The organism is Natronorubrum halophilum (assembly GCF_003670115.1).
GTDB lineage: Archaea > Halobacteriota > Halobacteria > Halobacteriales > Natrialbaceae > Natronorubrum > Natronorubrum halophilum.
The window spans coordinates 1,139,342-1,156,063 of record NZ_QQTY01000001.1; the positions used below are offsets into that span (position 1 = coordinate 1,139,342).

13 protein-coding genes and 1 pseudogene are annotated in these 16,722 nt (G+C 65.3%); 10 read left to right on the forward strand and 4 right to left on the reverse strand.

What is annotated here, in order from left to right; all coding sequences use genetic code 11:
• The first annotated feature begins 57 nt into the window (after nucleotides 1–57).
• From DWB23_RS05450 to DWB23_RS05485, 7 genes are all read left to right on the forward strand, one after another.
• Nucleotides 58–1,083: a glycerophosphodiester phosphodiesterase gene (locus DWB23_RS05450; RefSeq protein ID WP_238717348.1), complete on the forward strand. Its 1,026-nt coding sequence runs from the start codon at nucleotides 58–60 to the stop codon at nucleotides 1,081–1,083.
• Between the two features lie 375 nt (nucleotides 1,084–1,458).
• Nucleotides 1,459–2,688, forward strand: coding sequence for a translation initiation factor IF-2 subunit gamma (locus DWB23_RS05460; protein ID WP_121741760.1), 1,230 nt, complete (start codon nucleotides 1,459–1,461; stop codon nucleotides 2,686–2,688).
• 25 nt (nucleotides 2,689–2,713) lie between these two features.
• The gene (locus DWB23_RS05465) at nucleotides 2,714–3,106 is read left to right on the forward strand and encodes a PIN domain-containing protein (RefSeq protein WP_121741761.1); all 393 of its coding nucleotides are present in this window, start codon (nucleotides 2,714–2,716) and stop codon (nucleotides 3,104–3,106) included.
• Complete coding sequence (locus tag DWB23_RS05470) at nucleotides 3,107–3,676, forward strand: DNA-directed RNA polymerase (protein ID WP_121741762.1); 570 nt, start codon at nucleotides 3,107–3,109, stop codon at nucleotides 3,674–3,676. It begins immediately after the preceding gene.
• Nucleotides 3,677–3,678: 2 nt separating this feature from the next.
• Complete coding sequence (gene spt4, locus DWB23_RS05475) at nucleotides 3,679–3,876, forward strand: transcription elongation factor subunit Spt4 (protein WP_121741763.1); 198 nt, start codon at nucleotides 3,679–3,681, stop codon at nucleotides 3,874–3,876.
• Between the two features lie 2 nt (nucleotides 3,877–3,878).
• Nucleotides 3,879–4,469, forward strand: coding sequence for a GTP-dependent dephospho-CoA kinase family protein (locus tag DWB23_RS05480; RefSeq protein WP_238717349.1), 591 nt, complete (start codon nucleotides 3,879–3,881; stop codon nucleotides 4,467–4,469).
• 54 nt (nucleotides 4,470–4,523) lie between these two features.
• Entirely contained in the window at nucleotides 4,524–5,291 is a 768-nt protein-coding gene (locus DWB23_RS05485; RefSeq protein ID WP_121741764.1) for a class I SAM-dependent methyltransferase, read from the forward strand.
• Between the two features lie 49 nt (nucleotides 5,292–5,340).
• On the opposite strand, the pseudogene DWB23_RS05490 reads toward DWB23_RS05485, so the two are convergent.
• The 3 genes and pseudogenes from DWB23_RS05490 to DWB23_RS05500 form a co-directional block, all read right to left on the reverse strand.
• Nucleotides 5,341–6,332: pseudogene (locus tag DWB23_RS05490) on the reverse strand (fumarylacetoacetate hydrolase family protein).
• Nucleotides 6,329–7,153 (reverse strand): cyclase family protein, encoded by an 825-nt coding sequence (locus tag DWB23_RS05495; protein WP_121741765.1) that lies wholly within the window; start codon nucleotides 7,151–7,153, stop codon nucleotides 6,329–6,331. Before DWB23_RS05495 ends, DWB23_RS05490 begins: the two are co-directional and overlap by 4 nt.
• Before the next feature lie 88 nt (nucleotides 7,154–7,241).
• Entirely contained in the window at nucleotides 7,242–9,224 is a 1,983-nt protein-coding gene (locus DWB23_RS05500; RefSeq protein WP_121741766.1) for an SLC13 family permease, read from the reverse strand.
• Between the two features lie 260 nt (nucleotides 9,225–9,484).
• Between DWB23_RS05500 and DWB23_RS05505 the strand changes: the two genes are divergently transcribed.
• Together DWB23_RS05505 and DWB23_RS05510 are read left to right on the forward strand one after the other, a co-directional pair.
• On the forward strand, nucleotides 9,485–10,576 hold the full coding sequence (locus DWB23_RS05505) for a geranylgeranyl reductase family protein (RefSeq protein ID WP_121741945.1): 1,092 nt from the start codon (nucleotides 9,485–9,487) through the stop codon (nucleotides 10,574–10,576).
• A gap of 115 nt (nucleotides 10,577–10,691) precedes the next feature.
• Nucleotides 10,692–12,119, forward strand: coding sequence for an MATE family efflux transporter (locus DWB23_RS05510; protein ID WP_121741767.1), 1,428 nt, complete (start codon nucleotides 10,692–10,694; stop codon nucleotides 12,117–12,119).
• A gap of 51 nt (nucleotides 12,120–12,170) precedes the next feature.
• On the opposite strand, the gene DWB23_RS05515 is transcribed toward DWB23_RS05510, so the two are convergent.
• The gene (locus tag DWB23_RS05515) at nucleotides 12,171–13,601 is read right to left on the reverse strand and encodes an FAD-binding oxidoreductase (RefSeq protein ID WP_121741768.1); all 1,431 of its coding nucleotides are present in this window, start codon (nucleotides 13,599–13,601) and stop codon (nucleotides 12,171–12,173) included.
• 421 nt (nucleotides 13,602–14,022) lie between these two features.
• Between DWB23_RS05515 and DWB23_RS05520 the strand changes: the two genes are divergently transcribed.
• Entirely contained in the window at nucleotides 14,023–16,677 is a 2,655-nt protein-coding gene (locus DWB23_RS05520) for an ice-binding family protein (protein WP_238717352.1), read from the forward strand.
• The last annotated feature ends 45 nt before the right edge of the window (nucleotides 16,678–16,722 follow it).

A 16,722-nucleotide genomic window follows, 5' to 3' on the forward strand; every position in this document is an offset into this window, starting at 1 on the left:
CTTCAATATAGTACTATTATAAATTACTATCGTGCGATCCGATAGATTCAGGGTTGCATGCCAGAAACCGACAGCGAAACGGATCAGCCCGATGGAAACGGTGCGGGTTCGACCGACCGGCGGAACGCGAGCATCCTCAATCGGCGGCAGTTCGTCGCCGGAGCGGGCGCAGCAACCGCCGGCAGTGCGGTCGTGGGAACCGTCGGTGCGAGCGACGGGAACGGCGAGACGAAACGCGGCGGCAACGCTCGTAGGGGGCGCGGTCCGCACGAGGACCGTGCGACCGTCATCGCCCACCGCGGGTTCGCCGATACGTATCCGGAGAACACCGTCGCGGCGTTCGCGCTCGCCGCTCGAGGCGGATCGCACGACGCCGCTCCACGACGGGGTGCGGACTGGATCGAACTGGACGTCTACCCCACCGCCGACGGTGATATCGCCGTCTTCCACGACGCGGACATGAGCGGGCTGACCGACACCGACGGCCTGATCTACGAGACGCCCTCGGCGGACGTCTTCTCGGCCGAAGTGCTCGAGAGCGGCCAGACCATCCCGACGCTCGCCGAATCGATGGACGCCATTCCGCCCAACGTCGGCGTCAACATCGATATCAAAGCCGGTGCTCCCGACGTGCAGTTCGGTCGGGTCGCCGATCCCGACGCCGAACGCGACGCGTGGCAGTGGCTCGAGACGGTGGTCGACATCGCCACCGATCACCGAAACGAACTCCTGCTTTCGACGTTCTGGGAGGGCGCACTCGCGACGGTTCGGGATATCGCCCCCGACGTCCCGGCGGCGTACCTCCTGTCGGGGTCCATCCAGGAGGGACTCGACGTCACCGACGAGTACGAGACGGCGGGGATCAACCCGTCGATGGACATGATCTACGGCACGCCGTTTTTCGACGAGGAGTCCTACGAGCCGATCGATCTCGTGGCCGAAGCCCACGCTCGAGACCTGCCGGTCAACGTTTGGACGGTCGACACCTGGTACGAGGCCGAGCAGCTTATCGACGCCGGCGTCGACGGGCTGTTCCTCGACTACCCCGGAATCGTGCGGTGGGGGGCGCTCGAGCGATACTGATACCGTTGGACGGCGGCCGATAGGAGCGATCGCGACAGAGCGGCCGCCTCGACGACGTCCGCAGAACGCACAGCGCTCCGCCGGGCACCGCGACGCTCGAGACGCGTGCGTTTCGACGCAGAGCTGCTCGATTCTCTCCGGTGGTATAGTAACAACTGAAATGATTTACACACTGATCGCACAACTGTCGTGCGATCAGGTGTGCAGTGACGTTCAGTGGCTACTATAGTTCGCTCGACGACGATCCGATTCGAGGCGTTCGACCGCGACTGGAGAGGTGATTCTGGCGCGTATCACGCGCCCCAGAGACGGGTATAGCTCGCAACCTTTATCAAGCGCACGACGGAACTTCTATCTAAGATTACTCACCGTCTTATGGCAGGAAATCAACAACCGGAGGTGAACATCGGGCTCGTCGGTCACGTCGACCACGGCAAGACGACGCTGGTCCAGGCTCTCAGTGGGTCGTGGACTGACCAGCACTCGGAGGAGATGAAACGCGGTATCTCCATCCGTCTTGGCTACGCAGACGCGACGTTCCGCTACTGCGAGGGAGCGGACGAACCCGAGTGTTACACCGTCGAGGAGGAGTGTCCGGACGGCTCGGAAAGCGAGCCGCTACGGACCGTTTCGTTCGTCGACGCCCCGGGTCACGAGACCCTGATGGCGACGATGCTCTCTGGTGCATCGCTGATGGACGGGGCCGTGTTGGTGGTTAGCGCCAACGAGCCCGTTCCACAGCCCCAGACCGAAGAACACCTGATGGCGCTCGACATCATCGGGATCGACAACATCGTCATCGCCCAGAACAAGGTCGACCTCGTCAGCGGCGAGCAGGCACAGGACAACTACGAGGAGATTCAGGAGTTCGTCGAGGGAACCGTCGCCGAAGGCGCTCCCGTCGTTCCGATCTCCGCGGGCCAGGAAGTCAACATCGACCTGCTGATCCAGGCGATCGAGGCGGAGATCCCGACGCCGGACCGAGATCCCGACGCCGATCCTCGGATGCACGTCGCCCGTAGTTTCGACATCAACAAACCGGGAACGACGGCCAAAGACCTCTCCGGCGGCGTTCTCGGCGGGAGCCTGATCCGCGGCGAACTCGAGGTCGACGACGAGATCGAGATCCGGCCCGGCCGCGAAGTCGAAGAGGGCGGCCAAACCGAGTACGTCCCGATTCAAACGTCGATTCGATCGCTGCAAGCCGGCGGCAACAACGTCGACACCGTCACGCCGGGCGGCCTCCTCGGCGTCGGAACCGGACTCGATCCCGCCCTGACGAAGGGCGATGCCCTCGCCGGTCGGCTGGCCGGTCCGCCGGGGTCGCTGCCGCCGACGTGGCAGGAGTTCACGATGGACGTCGACCTCCTCGAGCGGGTCGTCGGAACCGACGGCGGCGAAGTCGACGAGATCAGCACCGGCGAACCGCTGATGATGACCGTCGGCACGGCGACGACCGTCGGAGCCGTGACCAGCGCCCGCGAGGGCGAATGCGAGGTCAACCTCAAGCGTCCCGTCGCCGCCGAACCGGGCGCGAAGATCGCGATCAACCGCCGCATCGGTGCGCGCTGGCGGCTGATCGGGCTCGGGACGCTCAAAGAATAGCGATCGACGAGGACACGACAGACGAATGCACACGCCGACGCAGGTGGCCCTCGATACGAGCGCGCTCATGATGCCGGTCGAACTCGACGTCCGACTGTTCGACGAACTCGATCGGATCCTGAACTCGTTCGAACCCACGGCGCCACAGGCCGTTATCGAAGAACTCCGCCGCCTCTCGGAGAAAGGCGGGACGGAGGGAACAGCCGCAACCGTCGGTCACGACCTGGCAACCGAACGCTGCCTCGTCGTCGATACGGAGGCATCGTACGCCGACGATGCCCTGGTCGAACTCGCCCGCGAGGGCGTCGTCGACTACGTCGTTACGAACGATCGCCCGCTTTGCGACCGAGTACTCGAGGAGCGTGTACCGGTAATTGCATTACGCGGGAGAAACAAGTTAGCGATCACTCAACCATAGATGTACAAACGGGTCAGACTAAAAGACACGGTAGAAGTACCACCGGAGGAACTCGGCGACGTCTCGCCGGACCTCGTGAAGCGACTGCTGCAGGACAAACTCGAAGGGCGGATGGACGAGGAGGTTGGCAGTGTCGTCTCCGTCACCGAGGTCCACGACATCGGTGAGGGGACGGTGCTACCGAACCGCCCGGGCGTCTACTACGAAGCCGATTTCGACGCCGTGACCTTCGATCCGCAGATGCAGGAAGTCGTCGACGGGACGGTCGTCGAAGTCGTCGAGTTCGGTGCCTTCGTCGGCATCGGCCCCGTCGACGGCCTGTTGCACGTCTCGCAGATCAGCGACGAGTACCTCGCCTTCGACGGCGAAAACCAGCAACTCGCATCGAACGAGTCCAGCCAGACGCTGGGGGTCGACGACGCCGTCCGGACGCGCATCGTCACCAAGAGCATCGACGAGCGCAACCCGCGCGACTCGAAGATCGGCCTGACGGCGAAACAGCCCGGTCTCGGCAAGCACGGGTGGCTCGAGGACGAACACGAGAGGCAGGAAGCGGCTGCGGGTGAATAACGATGGCCTCGGATCGACTCGTCTGTCGTGAGTGCCACCGGGTCAACGATCCGGACAACGAAACCTGCGACTCCTGTAACTCCTCGTCGCTGACCGAGGACTGGGCCGGCTACGTCGTCATCGCCCATCCCGAGGAGAGCGAAATCGCCACCGAGATGCAGGTAACCGAACCCGGCGCGTACGCGCTGAAAGTCCGGTAACTGTGGCTCGCGACGACGAGCGGTCGTCGGAATCGGATCCCGCCGATCCCGACGAACAACTGCTGGTTCTCCCCGACGACCTCCGCCACGAACTCAAGGAGCCGATGGGGCCGATCGAAACCGACGCCGAGACGCTCCTCGAGGACGTCGACGGGCCACTGATCGCGGTCGGCGACGTCGTCACCTACCATTTCCTGCAGGCGGGTCGCCCGCCGGACGTCGCGCTCGTCGACGAGCGAACCAAACGACAGGAGGTGGACGAAGAGATCCGCGAGACCGTCACCGAAGCGACGCACCTCGAGGCCATGAACCCGCCCGCCGAGATTTCGGCGGCGGTGATCGAGGCGCTGCTCGAGGGACTCGCCCGCGAGGAACCGACCACGGTCCTCGTCGAGGGCGAGGAGGATCTGGTCGCGCTGCCCGCCATCGTCGCCGCACCAGAGGGTGCGAGCGTCGTCTACGGCCAACCCGACGAGGGGATGGTCCACGTGAAGGTGAGCGACGAGCACCGAGCCGAGATGCGTGCGCTGCTCGATCGGTTCGAGGGGGACACGGAGCGGTTTTGGAAACTGCTCGACCGGGACGACGGGTAGTCGATGCCGTCGATTCGATCGTAATTATGTTTCTCGACCGCCTACTCGAGTTCGATGAGAGACGACTCCGAGGCGAAACGGGCGGCCGCGTCGTCGTTCGACGTCGCCGCTGTCGACTACTTCGACAGCGACGTCCACAGGCAGGGAACCGATCTCGAACGGCTCGCGGACTGGTGTCGGGACGCGGACGAGGTGCTCGACGTCGCCACGGGCGCGGGACACGTCGCCGGTGCCGTAGCCGAGCGCGGCGTCTCGACCGTCGTCGCCGTCGACGCCTCGCGAGCGATGGTCGCGACCGCCGAACGGGAGTTCGACGGGGTTGCGGGCGCGATGGCCGACGCCGAGCGGTTACCGTTCGCCGCGAACTCGTTCGACGCCGTCTCGTGTCGAATCGCGGCCCACCACTTTCCCGACCCGGAGGCGTTCGTCGCGGAGGTCGCCCGCGTGCTTCGTCCGGGCGGGACGTTCGCGTTCGAGGACAGCGTCGCGCCCGACGACGACGCGCTCGAGTCGTTTCTCGACCGCGTCGAACGGCTCCGAGATCCGACGCACGTCCGCTCGTACCGCACGGATCGGTGGTGCGAGTGGCTCGAGGAACGGGGATTCGTCGTCGAGGGGGTCCACCGTCTGAGGAAGACCCTCGAGTTCGATAGCTGGACGGCCGCGCAGTCGGTCGACGCCGACCGCCGGGCGGAACTCGAGTCGGTGCTGCTCGACGCCTCGCCGGCGGCGGCGTCGTTCTTCGAGATCGAGGCCGAAGACGGGACCGTCCGGTCGTTCGCGAACCTCAAGGCGCTCGTTCGCGCGACGCGAGTCGAGTGACGCGCCGAAGCGGAGCGGAGGTGGCGGGAAGGGGGTCGGGTCGGCGTTCTCACTCGAGGACGGTGTGCTCGAGGGTGCCGATCCCTTCGACCTTGAGTGCGACCGTATCGCCGTCCTCGAGCCACGTACCCAACTCGAGTCCACAGCCCCCACCCACGGTCCCGCTGCCAATGACGTCGCCGGGATGGAGCGTCTCGGACTGGGAGACGTGCGCGATGATATCGGAGAAGGAGTGGTACATCTCGTCGACAGTACCCTCGGACCAGACCTCGCCGTCGATGCGGGCGGTCATGGAGGCCTCGAGGACGTCGATATCGCTCGCGGGAACGACGTACGGCCCGAGCCCGTTCGCGAAGTCCTTGCCCTTCGCCGGGCCGAGTCGCCCCTTCATCTCCGTTCCCTGGATATCGCGGGCGCTGAAGTCGTTGAACACGGTGTAGCCGGCGATGTAGTCTTCTGCGTTTTCAACCGCGATATCCCGGCCTCGTTTGCCGATCACGGCCGCGATCTCGAGTTCGTAGTCCATGATCGACGAATACGCGGGCCACCGGATCGTTTCGCCCGGCGCGACGACGCTGTCGGCGTTGCCCTTGTAGTACACTGGCAACTCGTACCAGACGTCGTCGATCTCGCCGTCCGTGCTGTTTTGCACGTGCTCCTCGATGGCCATGAAATCGCGCAGCGAGTTGGGGCGCGGAAGCGGCGCGAGCAGATCGTACTCGCCCGGTTCGTAGCGGATCTTCGCCCCGTCAGGGCAGCGCTCGGCGTCGGTCTCGGCCGCGTACTCGAGCGCTTCCCTCGCGTCGTCGATCGCCCGGTCGCCGCGCTCGAGGAAGGCGATCATCTCCGACGGGACGTGGGCGCGAGCGAGGTCGGTTCGGGTTCGCCCTCGGCCTCGAGTGTCGCGGCGTAAGCCGCGGTGAGATCAACGAGTGTGGCCTCCCCGGCAGCCACACCCTCGCTCTCGGCCGCCTCGGCCACGGCACCGATGCGTTCGACCGGGCCGACGGGGGTTCGCACCTCGAAGGTTGCGAGTTTCATACATCCGCACCTCTCCCGGCGCTCTCGATAAAAGCGACAGGACGTACCCAGCCCGCACTCCCGTTCTCGATCTTGATGGGGAACGCAACGATCGGAATATCGGTCTTGCGCGGCAGTGCATCGAGGTTTGCCATCTTCTCGATCTGGCAGTACTCGACCTCGCGACCGGCGACGTGGGCCGGCCACAGCTCCGCCTCGTCACCGCTTTCGACGTAGCGCTCGCCCATCGCGGTGAAGGGTTTGTCGAAGCCGTAGGCGTCCGTACCGATCACGTTCACGCCCCGTTCGACGAGGTATTTCGTTCCCTCGCCGCCCATGCCGGGGAACTGCGTGAGGTAGTCGGGCGTGCCCCACAGCTCGTCGGCACCGGTCTGGATCAGGACGATCTCGCCGGGTGAGAGGTCGTGGCCGAGTTCGTCGAGCGCCGCCTCGAGGTCGGCCACCGAAATCTCCGCACCGGGCTCCATCCACCGGAAGTCGAGCACGACCGCGTTCCCGCGACACCACTCGAGGGGAATCTCCTCGATCGTCTTCGCCGGTTCGCCGTCGACTTCGGGACCGTAGTGCCACGGCGCGTCGAGGTGGGTCCCCGCGTGGGGGATCACCTCGAGATCTTCCCAGGCCAATCCCATCCCCTCGGGGAAGTCGCTCGCGTCGATATCGTGGCCGAGCGCCCGGAGATTCTGGGCGAGTCGCTCGGCCCCCACCTCGTGGTCGAACGCGTCGATAGACGGCGGCATTGGTTCGCTCGGTGGACCGTCCTCGAGGCCGATGCTCAGGTCGATCAACGCGGTATCGTCGGCTGTCAACAGATCGCACATAGGAGTCACGATTCGGGGAACCCCATTTGAAAGTGTTTGCAGTGATGAGCGCTCGAGCAGCCGAGTCCGTCGGGGAAACGGAAAACCGTCACAACCCCCAGATGAGGACGATTCCGGCCGTCGTGACGAACGCCAGCAGGAACTGGAGCGGGCCGCCGACCTTGAGGAAGTCGGTGAACTCGTAGCCCCCGGGGCCGTACACCATCAGGTTCGTCTGGTACCCCACCGGCGTCATAAACGAGGTCGCCGAGGCGAACATCACCGCGAGCAGGAACGAGAACTCCGACGCGCCCAGACTCACCGCCGCATCGACGGCGACAGGGATCATCAACACGACCGTCGCGACGGGCGTGATGACGTTCGCGAGCAGCCCCGTGACGATGTAAAACAGTAACAATACGAGGACGAGCGGAAGGACGTCCGCAGTCGAAACCAGGGCGCTCGCGATGATCTGCGAACCGCCGGTGGCCTCGAGGGCGATACCGAGCGGAATCACGCCCGCGAGGAGGAAAACGATGTTCCAGGAGACGGCGTCGTAGGCGTCGTTGATCGAGAGACAGCCGGTGACGACCATGAGGAACACGCCGGCGAACGCGGTGATCACGATCGGCGCGACGTTCAACGCGGCCGCGCCGATGACCCCGGCCATGATCGCGATCGCGACCGGCGTTTTCGGCGACAGCGGGGCGACCTCCTCGAGATCGGCGTCCGTCAGTCGCTCGAAGGCGTCCTCGTCGACGAAGACCAAGTCGTTCGACGCGGAGAAGTGCTCGATCGCGTCGGGATCGGTCTGGAGCAAGAGGACGTCCCCGGCGGCGAATCGAACGTCTCCGAGGTCGGTCCGGAGCAGATCGCCCTCGCGGCGGATCGCCAGCACGGTCGTTCCGTAGAACTTCCGGACGTTCATCTCGGCGAGTACTTCGCCGACGAACTCCGAGTCATCGGGGACGACCGCCTTGGCGAGAACGTCATCGCTGGGCGCGTTATCGAACGTCTCTTCGGTCACTCGTTTCCGGACGAGCTGGCTCAGGTCCTGGTCCTCGACGAAGCGGTTGACCGCCTGGAGGCTGCCGTGGACCGTGAGAACGTCGCCCTCGCGGATGCGCTGATCGGACCTGACCGCGACGAACGACTCGGCCGCGGCATCGACCGGTTCCGCGGTCGTTTCGGTCCGGATCTCGCCGCCACGGCGGAGTCGCTGGTCGCCGGTCGCCTCGAGGTCTTCGTCGACGTCCCCACTGTCGTACTCGAGGACCTGCCGCTTCCGTTCCGTCTCGCCGTCCCGACGGAGCTGGAGGACGCGAACGTTCGCGTCTGTTTGCGCCTCGAGGTCGCCGACGGTGAGCCCGACCGGTTTCGAATCGGAACGAACGCGGACCGCGGTGAGGTGGTCCTCGAGATCGAACTCATCGACGGGGTCGGCGTCGACAGGGATCCGCGCGGGCGTCAGCCAGCGGCCGACGGTCCCGAGGTACGTGAGTCCGACCACGAGGATGACGAACCCGAGCAGCGTGAACTCGAACATGCCCAGCGACTCGCGGCCGAGGAGTTCGACGGCGAACTCGCTGGCGAGGAGGTTCGTCGAGGTCCCGATGAGGGTGAGGGTGCCACCGAGGATCGCCGCGTAGGAAAGCGGCAGGAGGAGTTTCGACGGCGAGATGCCGGTTTTCTCGGCGAGTTCGGAGATCATCGGGATGAAGACCGCCACGACGGGCGTGTTGTTGATAACGCCCGCGAGCGGTCCGGTCGTACAGATCGTCGCCGCCAGCGCTCGCTTCTCACTGCCGTTCGTCACCGTTGCGAGGGAGAGTCCGAGTCGCTGGACCAGGCCCGTCCGCTGGATCGCCGCGCTGAGCATGTACATCGCGACGATCGTTATCGTCGCGGTGCTCGCAAAGCCCGAGATCGCCGCCTGCGGGCCGACGCCCGTCAGCGGCTCGAGTGCGGCCAGCGAGACGATGATCCCGATCGCCGTCACGTCGTTCGGAAGCGCTTCGGTGACGAACAACACGAGAGCGGCGAAAATTAGTCCGAAGACGACCAGCGCCCCGGTAGAAATCCCACCGATCATCGGCCGATCAGTCGGCGAGGATCGCCGAAAACTGGTCGCAACTGGGTCGGCGAGCGTTCGACGACGAACGCTACTGGCGTCGCGTTCACACTAACTCGAGTACGGACAACTCATAAAACAATATCTGTTCACCGGTCGGCGGACGCGTCCAGCGACGGACGATTCGAGGCCGTCCCGTGCGCGTCGTCTTCCGCGGATCGCCGGAACCCATCGGCGGCGTCTCGAGAAGGTATTTACTCTCCGACGGAGTCCTACCGTACATGTACGATTTCGTCGTCGTGGGCGTCGGCCCGGCCGGGGCGCGCTTTTCGCGACGAGCCGCCGAAAACGGCTATGACGTGCTCGCACTCGAGCAGGGAACGGTGGGGACGCCGCTCGCCTGTTCGGGGCACGTGAGTACGGACATCTGGGCGTTCACCGGCGAGGGCGCACGCGAGGAACTGTTCCAGAACGAGGTCTACGGCGCGCGCTTTCACGTCGGCGGGCCACACAGCGAGTCCTACCCGTTCTACAAGGACGAGGTCGCGTCGAACGTCATCGACCGCGTCGGACTGGACCGCCACCTCGCCGAGCTCGCGCGCGAGGCGGGCGCGGACGTCCGCGAGGAACACACCGTCACGGCGGTGACCGAGCGCCGCGATCGGGTCGAGGTCGTCGCCAACGGCCCCGACGGCACCGTCAGCTTCGAGGCGAAGATGCTCGCCGGCTGCGACGGCGCACGGTCCCGGGTTCGGGACGAGCTTTCGCTCCCTCAGCCCGGCGAACTCCTCCACGGCGTGTTGGCGTTCTCCGAGGAGGACGACCACGAGAACTTCGTCGACGTCCACCTCACCGCGCCGACGTTCTTCGCGTGGCGCATTCCGCGCGGCGAGGCGGGCGTCGAGTACGGGCTGGCCGCGCCCCCGGGCGTCCAGGTCAACAAGCACTTCCGGGAACTGATCGACGGCTACGAGATCGACGTCTCCCATCGCTGCTCGGGCGCGATTCCGATCGACCCGCCGGATCGCGTGACCAGCCGGCGGGCGTTTCTCATCGGCGACGCGGCAGCCCAGACCAAGCCCTTCACCGGTGGCGGCATCCTCTACGGCATGACCTGCGCCGACCACGCCGCTCGAGAGATCGACCCGGAACGTCCCGTGACGCTCGCGGCCTACGAACACGCCTGGCGCGACGACCTGGCGCGCGAGCAGGAACTCGGGCGCTACCTCCGCCGGGCCTACTCCTTCCCGGAACCGCTCCAGCACGTCGGCCTCGGCGCGCTCTCCGGCGAGATCGGTGTCCACATGGACCGCCCCACATCGCTCGTCTCGCCGACGCATCTCAAGGCGATGCTCTCGAGGCTTCGGTCGTGACGTCCCGCATTGGGACCGGGTAGTTGCGTTTTCGAGAGACGACCGCGCGGGACGCGTCCGATCGGCCGCGGCGCAGTCGACAGACGGAAGACACCCGTCCCGAAACAGTCAGGGAATGACGGGCCGGCAGGCGGCAGTCGAGTTGCTCGCGACGGCGCTCGAGCGCCTCGGAATTATCGACGCCGAGCGGTTCCGCCCGACTGTGGATCTGGCGTGGCCCCGGATCGTGACCGGCTTCGCGATCATGTCCAAGCAGACGGCGGACCTCGCGATGGTCGGGATCGCCGTCGGGATAGCGGGGACCGCGGGGCTGGCGTACGCGCTCGCGTTCTGGGAGATCGTGACGATGCTGGGGCTGGGACTCGCGGGCGGCACCGTGAGCCTCGTCTCGCAAAATTACGGCGGGGAGGAGACCGAACGCGCCTCGCTCGTCGTGAAACAGAGCATCCTGCTCGTGGTAGTACTCGCAGTGCCGGTCGTCGCCGTATTTCTCTGCTTCGCCGACTCGCTGATCGGCCTCTTGGGGGCCGAGGATGCGTCGCTCGAGCACGGGGCCACCTACCTCACGTTCGTCGCGCCGGCCGTCCTGTTCGAGATGCTGAACCTGATCGCCAGTCGAACCTACACGGGTGTCGGCGACACGTTCACGGAGATGATCGCCCGCGCGGGAGGTGCCGCGCTCAACATCGTCCTCAGCGGCCTCCTCATCTTCGGCCTCGAGATGGGCGTCGCCGGAGCGGCGATCGGTACGACCGTTTCGACGGGGTTCGTGACGGTCGTCCTCGCCTGGGGAATGATCGGCCGATCCTACGGCGCGCTCGGCATGGAACCCAGCCCGGTTCCCGTGACCGCATCGGGGTCGTGGCTCGAGCCGTCGCTAATGAGGCAGGTGATCGAGATCTCCGCGCCGGAGATCGGCCGGCGGCTCGCGCAGGGAATCGTCGTCTTCCCGCTGCTGTGGATCGCCGCCACGTTCGGCCCGGTGGTCGTCACGGCGCTCGAGGTCGGCCGTCGGGTGCGGGGCTTGATCAACAGCATCAACTGGGGGCTCTCGCTGGCCTCGAGTTCGCTCGTCGGCCAGCACCTCGGGTCGAACGACGAGGCGGAGGCGGGCGCCTACGGTGCGGCGATTATTCGGCTCTCGATCGTGTTGTACGCCGGACTGGCCGTGGTGGTCGTCGTCTTCGCGGAACCGATCGCGAGCCTGTTCGTCACGGGTCCCGAGGAGGCCGCACAGGCGGCGACGTTCGTCGCCGTCGGCGCGATCAGTTCGATCAGCTACGGTATCGACGGGGCCGCAGCGGGCGCGCTTTTGGGTGCCGGCGACACCCGGTTACCGTTCGTCGCCTCCCTGGTCGGCCGGTACGGCTTCGCGCTCCCGGCGGCCGCGCTCGGATTAGTCACGCCGCTCGGGATCGGAGCGCTCTACCTCGCCTTGTTGCTCGAGACGACCGTGCCGGCCGGAGTTAACTACTGGCTGTTCCGACGCGGCCGCTGGAAGGCCGTGAGTCGTCGGTATCGGCCGTCGTCAGAGGCGAGTTGAGGTCAGCAGTCGGGTCGCATCGCAGACGACGTACGACCGAGCGGGCGCGGCTCACTCACCACCCGTTCGCGGAGCGTCGGCCCCGTTCGCGCTGAACAGGTGCTCCGGATCGTACGTCGTCTGTAGTTCGATTACTCGCTCGTAGTTGTCGCCGAAGCGCAGTTTCTCGGGGTCCTCGTTCAGCCCCGGAAAGTTGCCGTAACGGCCCGACGCGACCGGCAGAGGTTGTATTTCGGCGATTACCTCGCGGGCCCAGGCCACGTTCGCGTCGTCGTCGTCAGGGTCCTCCCAGTTGGCCTCGACGGTGAGCATGTACGGCTTGTCGCGGTGCCAGAACGCGGTCGCGTCCCGGGCTACGTCGGCGACCGCATCCCCGAGGTGCCAGAGATCGACGGTCGAGAGCGGCGACGGAGCCGACTCGTTGTACCGGACCATGAGCTCGACGACGTCGTCGGTGATCTCGGTGAGGTAGACCGACTTCCAGTAGTACCGGAGCCCGTCGGGGTAGTCCTCGTCGAGCATCGACTGCAGATCGACGTAGTCCATCGGTCCGCTGAAGTCGGCGACGGGCGTCGCACTCTCCCGGATCGACCGGAAACCGTCGGCGGCGCCCTCGAGGTCGCCGTGCCCGGAACCGAGCATGGCGACGGCGGGTTCGCCCCACAGTTCTTCGGGGAACTCCTCGGTATCGGGGACGTGCGCGGTGAACGCGAGGATGCTCGCCTCCCGCGGCGCATCCGCCGTCCACTCGAGGTATCGTTCCATCACCGCGTGCGCATCGTCGGCGTAGAACCACGCGAAGAACGCGTACACCTCGGGGCCGACCTCGTGGAGGTCGAACTCGAAGGACGTGACGACGCCGAGGGAGCCGCCGCCGCGGAGTCCCCAGAACAGGTCCTCGTTCCGCTCGGCGCTTGCGGTGTGAACCGTTCCGTCCGCGGTCACGACGTCGACGCTCCGTAGATTGTCCAGCGACAGTCCGTACTGGCGGCTCAGGTGGCCGTAACCGCCGTTGAGCGTCAGCCCCGCGACCCCGGTCTCCGAGACCACCCCGAGGGCGGTCGCGAGGCCGAACAGTTGCGTTTCGCGATCGACGTCGCCGAGCGTCGCGCCGCCCTCGACGCGGACCGTTCGCGCTTCGGAATCGACGCGCACGCTATGCATCGGCGTCAGGTCGACGACGAGTCCGCCGTCGCAGATCGCCGTCCCGGCGACGTTGTGGCCGCCGCCCCGAATCGCGAGCGGAAGCCGCTGCTCGCGGGCGAAGGAGACCGCCGCGACGACGTCGGCGACGCCGTCACAGCGGGCGATGATCGCCGGATATCGGTCTATCATTCCGTTCCAGATCTGTCGGTCCCGTTCGTACTCCGGGTCGGCCGGGAGCACGGCGTCACCGGAGAAGCCCGCCTCGAACGACCGAACGGCGTCGCCTGGAAGATCGGCAAACGCCTTCTCGCCGGGAGTGTTACCCGTCGTTGCCATGGGCCGAACTACACCGTCAACGACCATAAACCAGTTTGGCCGTTTATACGACGATCAATCGTGCAGATATGACGGGCCGGCAGGCTACGGTCCGAAGCCGGCCAGCGAGTTACAGCCGCGGGCATTCGCATTTGGATCCGTCGAGGCGGGCGTCGCCTCTGGTGGTAGCCGTTCGAGAATCCCCAATGGGGCCTACCGCACTCCGTAGGCACCGACTACCTCGGCGACGTACTCCCAATTGAGTATTATTCTGAAAACGAGGTGCAATCGAAACGATCACTCGAAACAGGGTGTGGTTTCGTAGATACAGATTGTGATTTACAATGTACTGATTCGCTGATTCTCAGGTATGGATTACAGTCCAACCAGACGGACGGTCCTCGCATCGAGTGGATTACTCACAGCCGGTCTCGCCGGTTGTATGGGCGCCGCGCAAGAAGATGGCGATCCCCCGGTCCAGATCCAGCAAGACGGTCCAGCACCGGTCGATCTCGGGACGGCCTGTGACTTTTCGATCCTGGCAAAATCCGGGATCTCGAGCGTTCCCAATTCCGACGTGACAGGGGACATTGGCGTGAGTCCGATCGCGTCGACCGCCATAACCGGGTTCGATCTGACGCTGGATGCATCCGGCGTCTATTCGACATCGACGCAGGTGGGCGGACGGGTGTACGCGGCCGATTATTCGGAGCCAACACCGTCCAGATTGACCACGGCCGTGAGCGATATGGAAACCGCGTTCACCGATGCGTACGGCCGCGTCCCGCCAGATGAAACGAATTTAGGCGGCGGCAACCTCGCCGGGCAAACACTGACTCCGGGAGTGTACAATTGGGATACCGGCCTCTCGATCGACGACGATATCACCATCGACGGCGGCCCGGACGACACCTGGATCTTCCAGGTCGCGGGCGGTCTCAGCGTGGCGAGCGGGGTGACCGTCAATCTTGAAGGGGGCGCGCAGGCCGAAAACATCGTCTGGGTGGTCGCCGGCGGTCCCGGCGTCGAGATCGGAACGGACGCGAACTTTGCGGGGGTCGTGCTGGCCCAGACGGGGATCAACGTGCTCACCAACGCAACGGTGGACGGCTGTCTGTACGCCCAAACCGACGTCAATCTTCAGATGGCGACGGTTACCGGGTGCGATTGCGATCTCGTCGACCTGCAAGTGGACTCGGCGTGTGTAGATGAGGAAGGGGAGATCACGGTAACGAATCCCAACGACGTCTCGGTGATGGTAACCGTCACCGGTCCCGATGGGTACGAGGAGACGATGGAGGTTCCCGCCGGTGGTTCGGCGACGTGGGGGAATCTCGCGGATGGAACGTACTCGCTCGAGACCGACAACATCGCGATCGGTCTCGATATTACGACGCTCAATGTCAGTTGCGATTCGGCCGTCCCCGACGTCGTCACGACGCCCGCGACGGACGTCAACGGCTCGACGGCCACGCTCAACGGTGAGTTAACCGACCTCGGTGACTACGACACCGTCGACGTCTTCTTCGAGTGGCGCGAGCTCGGTACGGACGAGTGGATCGCCACCCCACCCCAGACGCTTGACGCGCCCGGCGACTTCAGCGACGGGATCGAGGGTCTCGAGCCCGGCACCACGTACGAATTCCGGGCGGTCGGGCTGGCGAACGGCGAACGAGTCGAAGGAGCCACGCTTCGCATCATCAAGGAGGTGCCAGGTGTACCGCAGGTCATCACGTCGCCGGCGACGGAGGTCAACGGATCGACGGCCACGCTCAACGGCGAACTGCTCGATCTCGGGGACTACGACGCGGTCGACGTCTTCTTCGAGTGGCGTGAAGTCGGCACGGACGAGTGGACTGCCACCGCGCCGCAAACGCTCGACGCGCCCGGCGACTTCAGCGCCGGGATCGCGGGCCTCGAGCCCGGCGGCACGTACGAGTTCCGGGCGGTCGCAGTGACCGATGACACGCGCGACGAAGGGGCCACTCTCTCGTTCACCAAAGACGAACCCGGCGCACCCATCGTCGAAACCCAGACGGCGACGGAGATCAACGGATCGACGGCGACGCTCAACGGTGAATTGATCGAGATTGGGGACTTCGATTCCGTCGACGTCTTCTTCGAATGGCGTGAGCTCGGCGAGGACGAGTGGACCGCCACCGAGCCCCAGACGCTCGAAGAGACCGGCTCCTTCAGCGACGGGATCGAGGGCCTCGAGCCCGGTAGCACGTACGAATTCCGGGCGGTCGTAGTGGCCAATGGCACGCGTGAGGAAGGAACCATCGTCTCGTTCACCAAAGCTGAGGCCGGCGTCCCCAGCGTCGAGACGGAGCCGGCGACAGAGATCAACGGCTCGACCGCGACGCTCAACGGTGAAGCGCTCGATCTCGGCGACTTCGACACCGTCGACGTCTTCTTCGAGTGGCGTGAACTCGGCGCGGACGAGTGGATCGCCACCGATTCCCAGACGCTCGACGAACCCGGCGACTTCAGCGCCGGGATCGAAGGCCTCGAACTCGGTTCCACGTACGAATTCCGGGCGGTCATGGTCGCGAACGGCGAACGGTTCCTCGGAGTCACGCTCTCGTTCACCAAATTCGGGCCGGATGAGTTGGAGGTCGAGACGAGGCCAGCGACGAAGGTCAACGGCTCGACGGCCACGCTCAACGGCGAACTGCTCGAACTCGAGGGTGCAGCGGAGGTTACCGTTTACTTCCTGTACCGCGTCAAGGGAACGACGGTGTGGACGTTCACCGACGAAGCGGTCCTCACCGAACCCGGGCCGTTCAGTGCGACGGCGACGAACCTCGAGACTGGCACAACCTACGAGTTCCAGGCGGTCGCCCAGGTGGGCAGCACAGTGGTGTACGGCGAGATTCTGGAGTTTACGAAGGAACCCGCTAATGGGGGCAACGGGAAGAAAAAGAAGAAGAAAAAGCGCAAATACAAGCGCGCAAAACGCGAGTACGAGAAGTACAAAAAGAAATACGAGAAAGGGAAGGTGAACAAGAAGCAACTGAAAAAGAAGCGCCACGCCTACGAGCGCGCAAAACGCGAGTACGAGAAGTACAAAAAGAACTGTAAGAACGCGTCCTGATCCGGTCGAACAACCGGCCCGGTCGCGTTCGACCGCGCCGACCGT

What these genes read in the sequence shown, in the direction of transcription:
- DWB23_RS05450 (WP_238717348.1), top strand. Translation starts at nt 58, where the DNA reads ATGCCAGAAACCGACAGCGAAACGGATCAGCCCGATGGAAACGGTGCG.
- DWB23_RS05460 (WP_121741760.1), top strand. Translation starts at nt 1,459, where the DNA reads ATGGCAGGAAATCAACAACCGGAGGTGAACATCGGGCTCGTCGGTCAC.
- DWB23_RS05465 (WP_121741761.1), top strand. Translation starts at nt 2,714, where the DNA reads ATGCACACGCCGACGCAGGTGGCCCTCGATACGAGCGCGCTCATGATG.
- DWB23_RS05470 (WP_121741762.1), top strand. Translation starts at nt 3,107, where the DNA reads ATGTACAAACGGGTCAGACTAAAAGACACGGTAGAAGTACCACCGGAG.
- spt4 (WP_121741763.1), top strand. Translation starts at nt 3,679, where the DNA reads ATGGCCTCGGATCGACTCGTCTGTCGTGAGTGCCACCGGGTCAACGAT.
- DWB23_RS05485 (WP_121741764.1), top strand. Translation starts at nt 4,524, where the DNA reads ATGAGAGACGACTCCGAGGCGAAACGGGCGGCCGCGTCGTCGTTCGAC.
- DWB23_RS05495 (WP_121741765.1), bottom strand. Translation starts at nt 7,153, where the DNA reads ATGTGCGATCTGTTGACAGCCGACGATACCGCGTTGATCGACCTGAGC.
- DWB23_RS05500 (WP_121741766.1), bottom strand. Translation starts at nt 9,224, where the DNA reads ATGATCGGTGGGATTTCTACCGGGGCGCTGGTCGTCTTCGGACTAATT.
- DWB23_RS05505 (WP_121741945.1), top strand. Translation starts at nt 9,485, where the DNA reads ATGTACGATTTCGTCGTCGTGGGCGTCGGCCCGGCCGGGGCGCGCTTT.
- DWB23_RS05510 (WP_121741767.1), top strand. Translation starts at nt 10,692, where the DNA reads ATGACGGGCCGGCAGGCGGCAGTCGAGTTGCTCGCGACGGCGCTCGAG.
- DWB23_RS05515 (WP_121741768.1), bottom strand. Translation starts at nt 13,601, where the DNA reads ATGGCAACGACGGGTAACACTCCCGGCGAGAAGGCGTTTGCCGATCTT.
- DWB23_RS05520 (WP_238717352.1), top strand. Translation starts at nt 14,023, where the DNA reads ATGGGCGCCGCGCAAGAAGATGGCGATCCCCCGGTCCAGATCCAGCAA.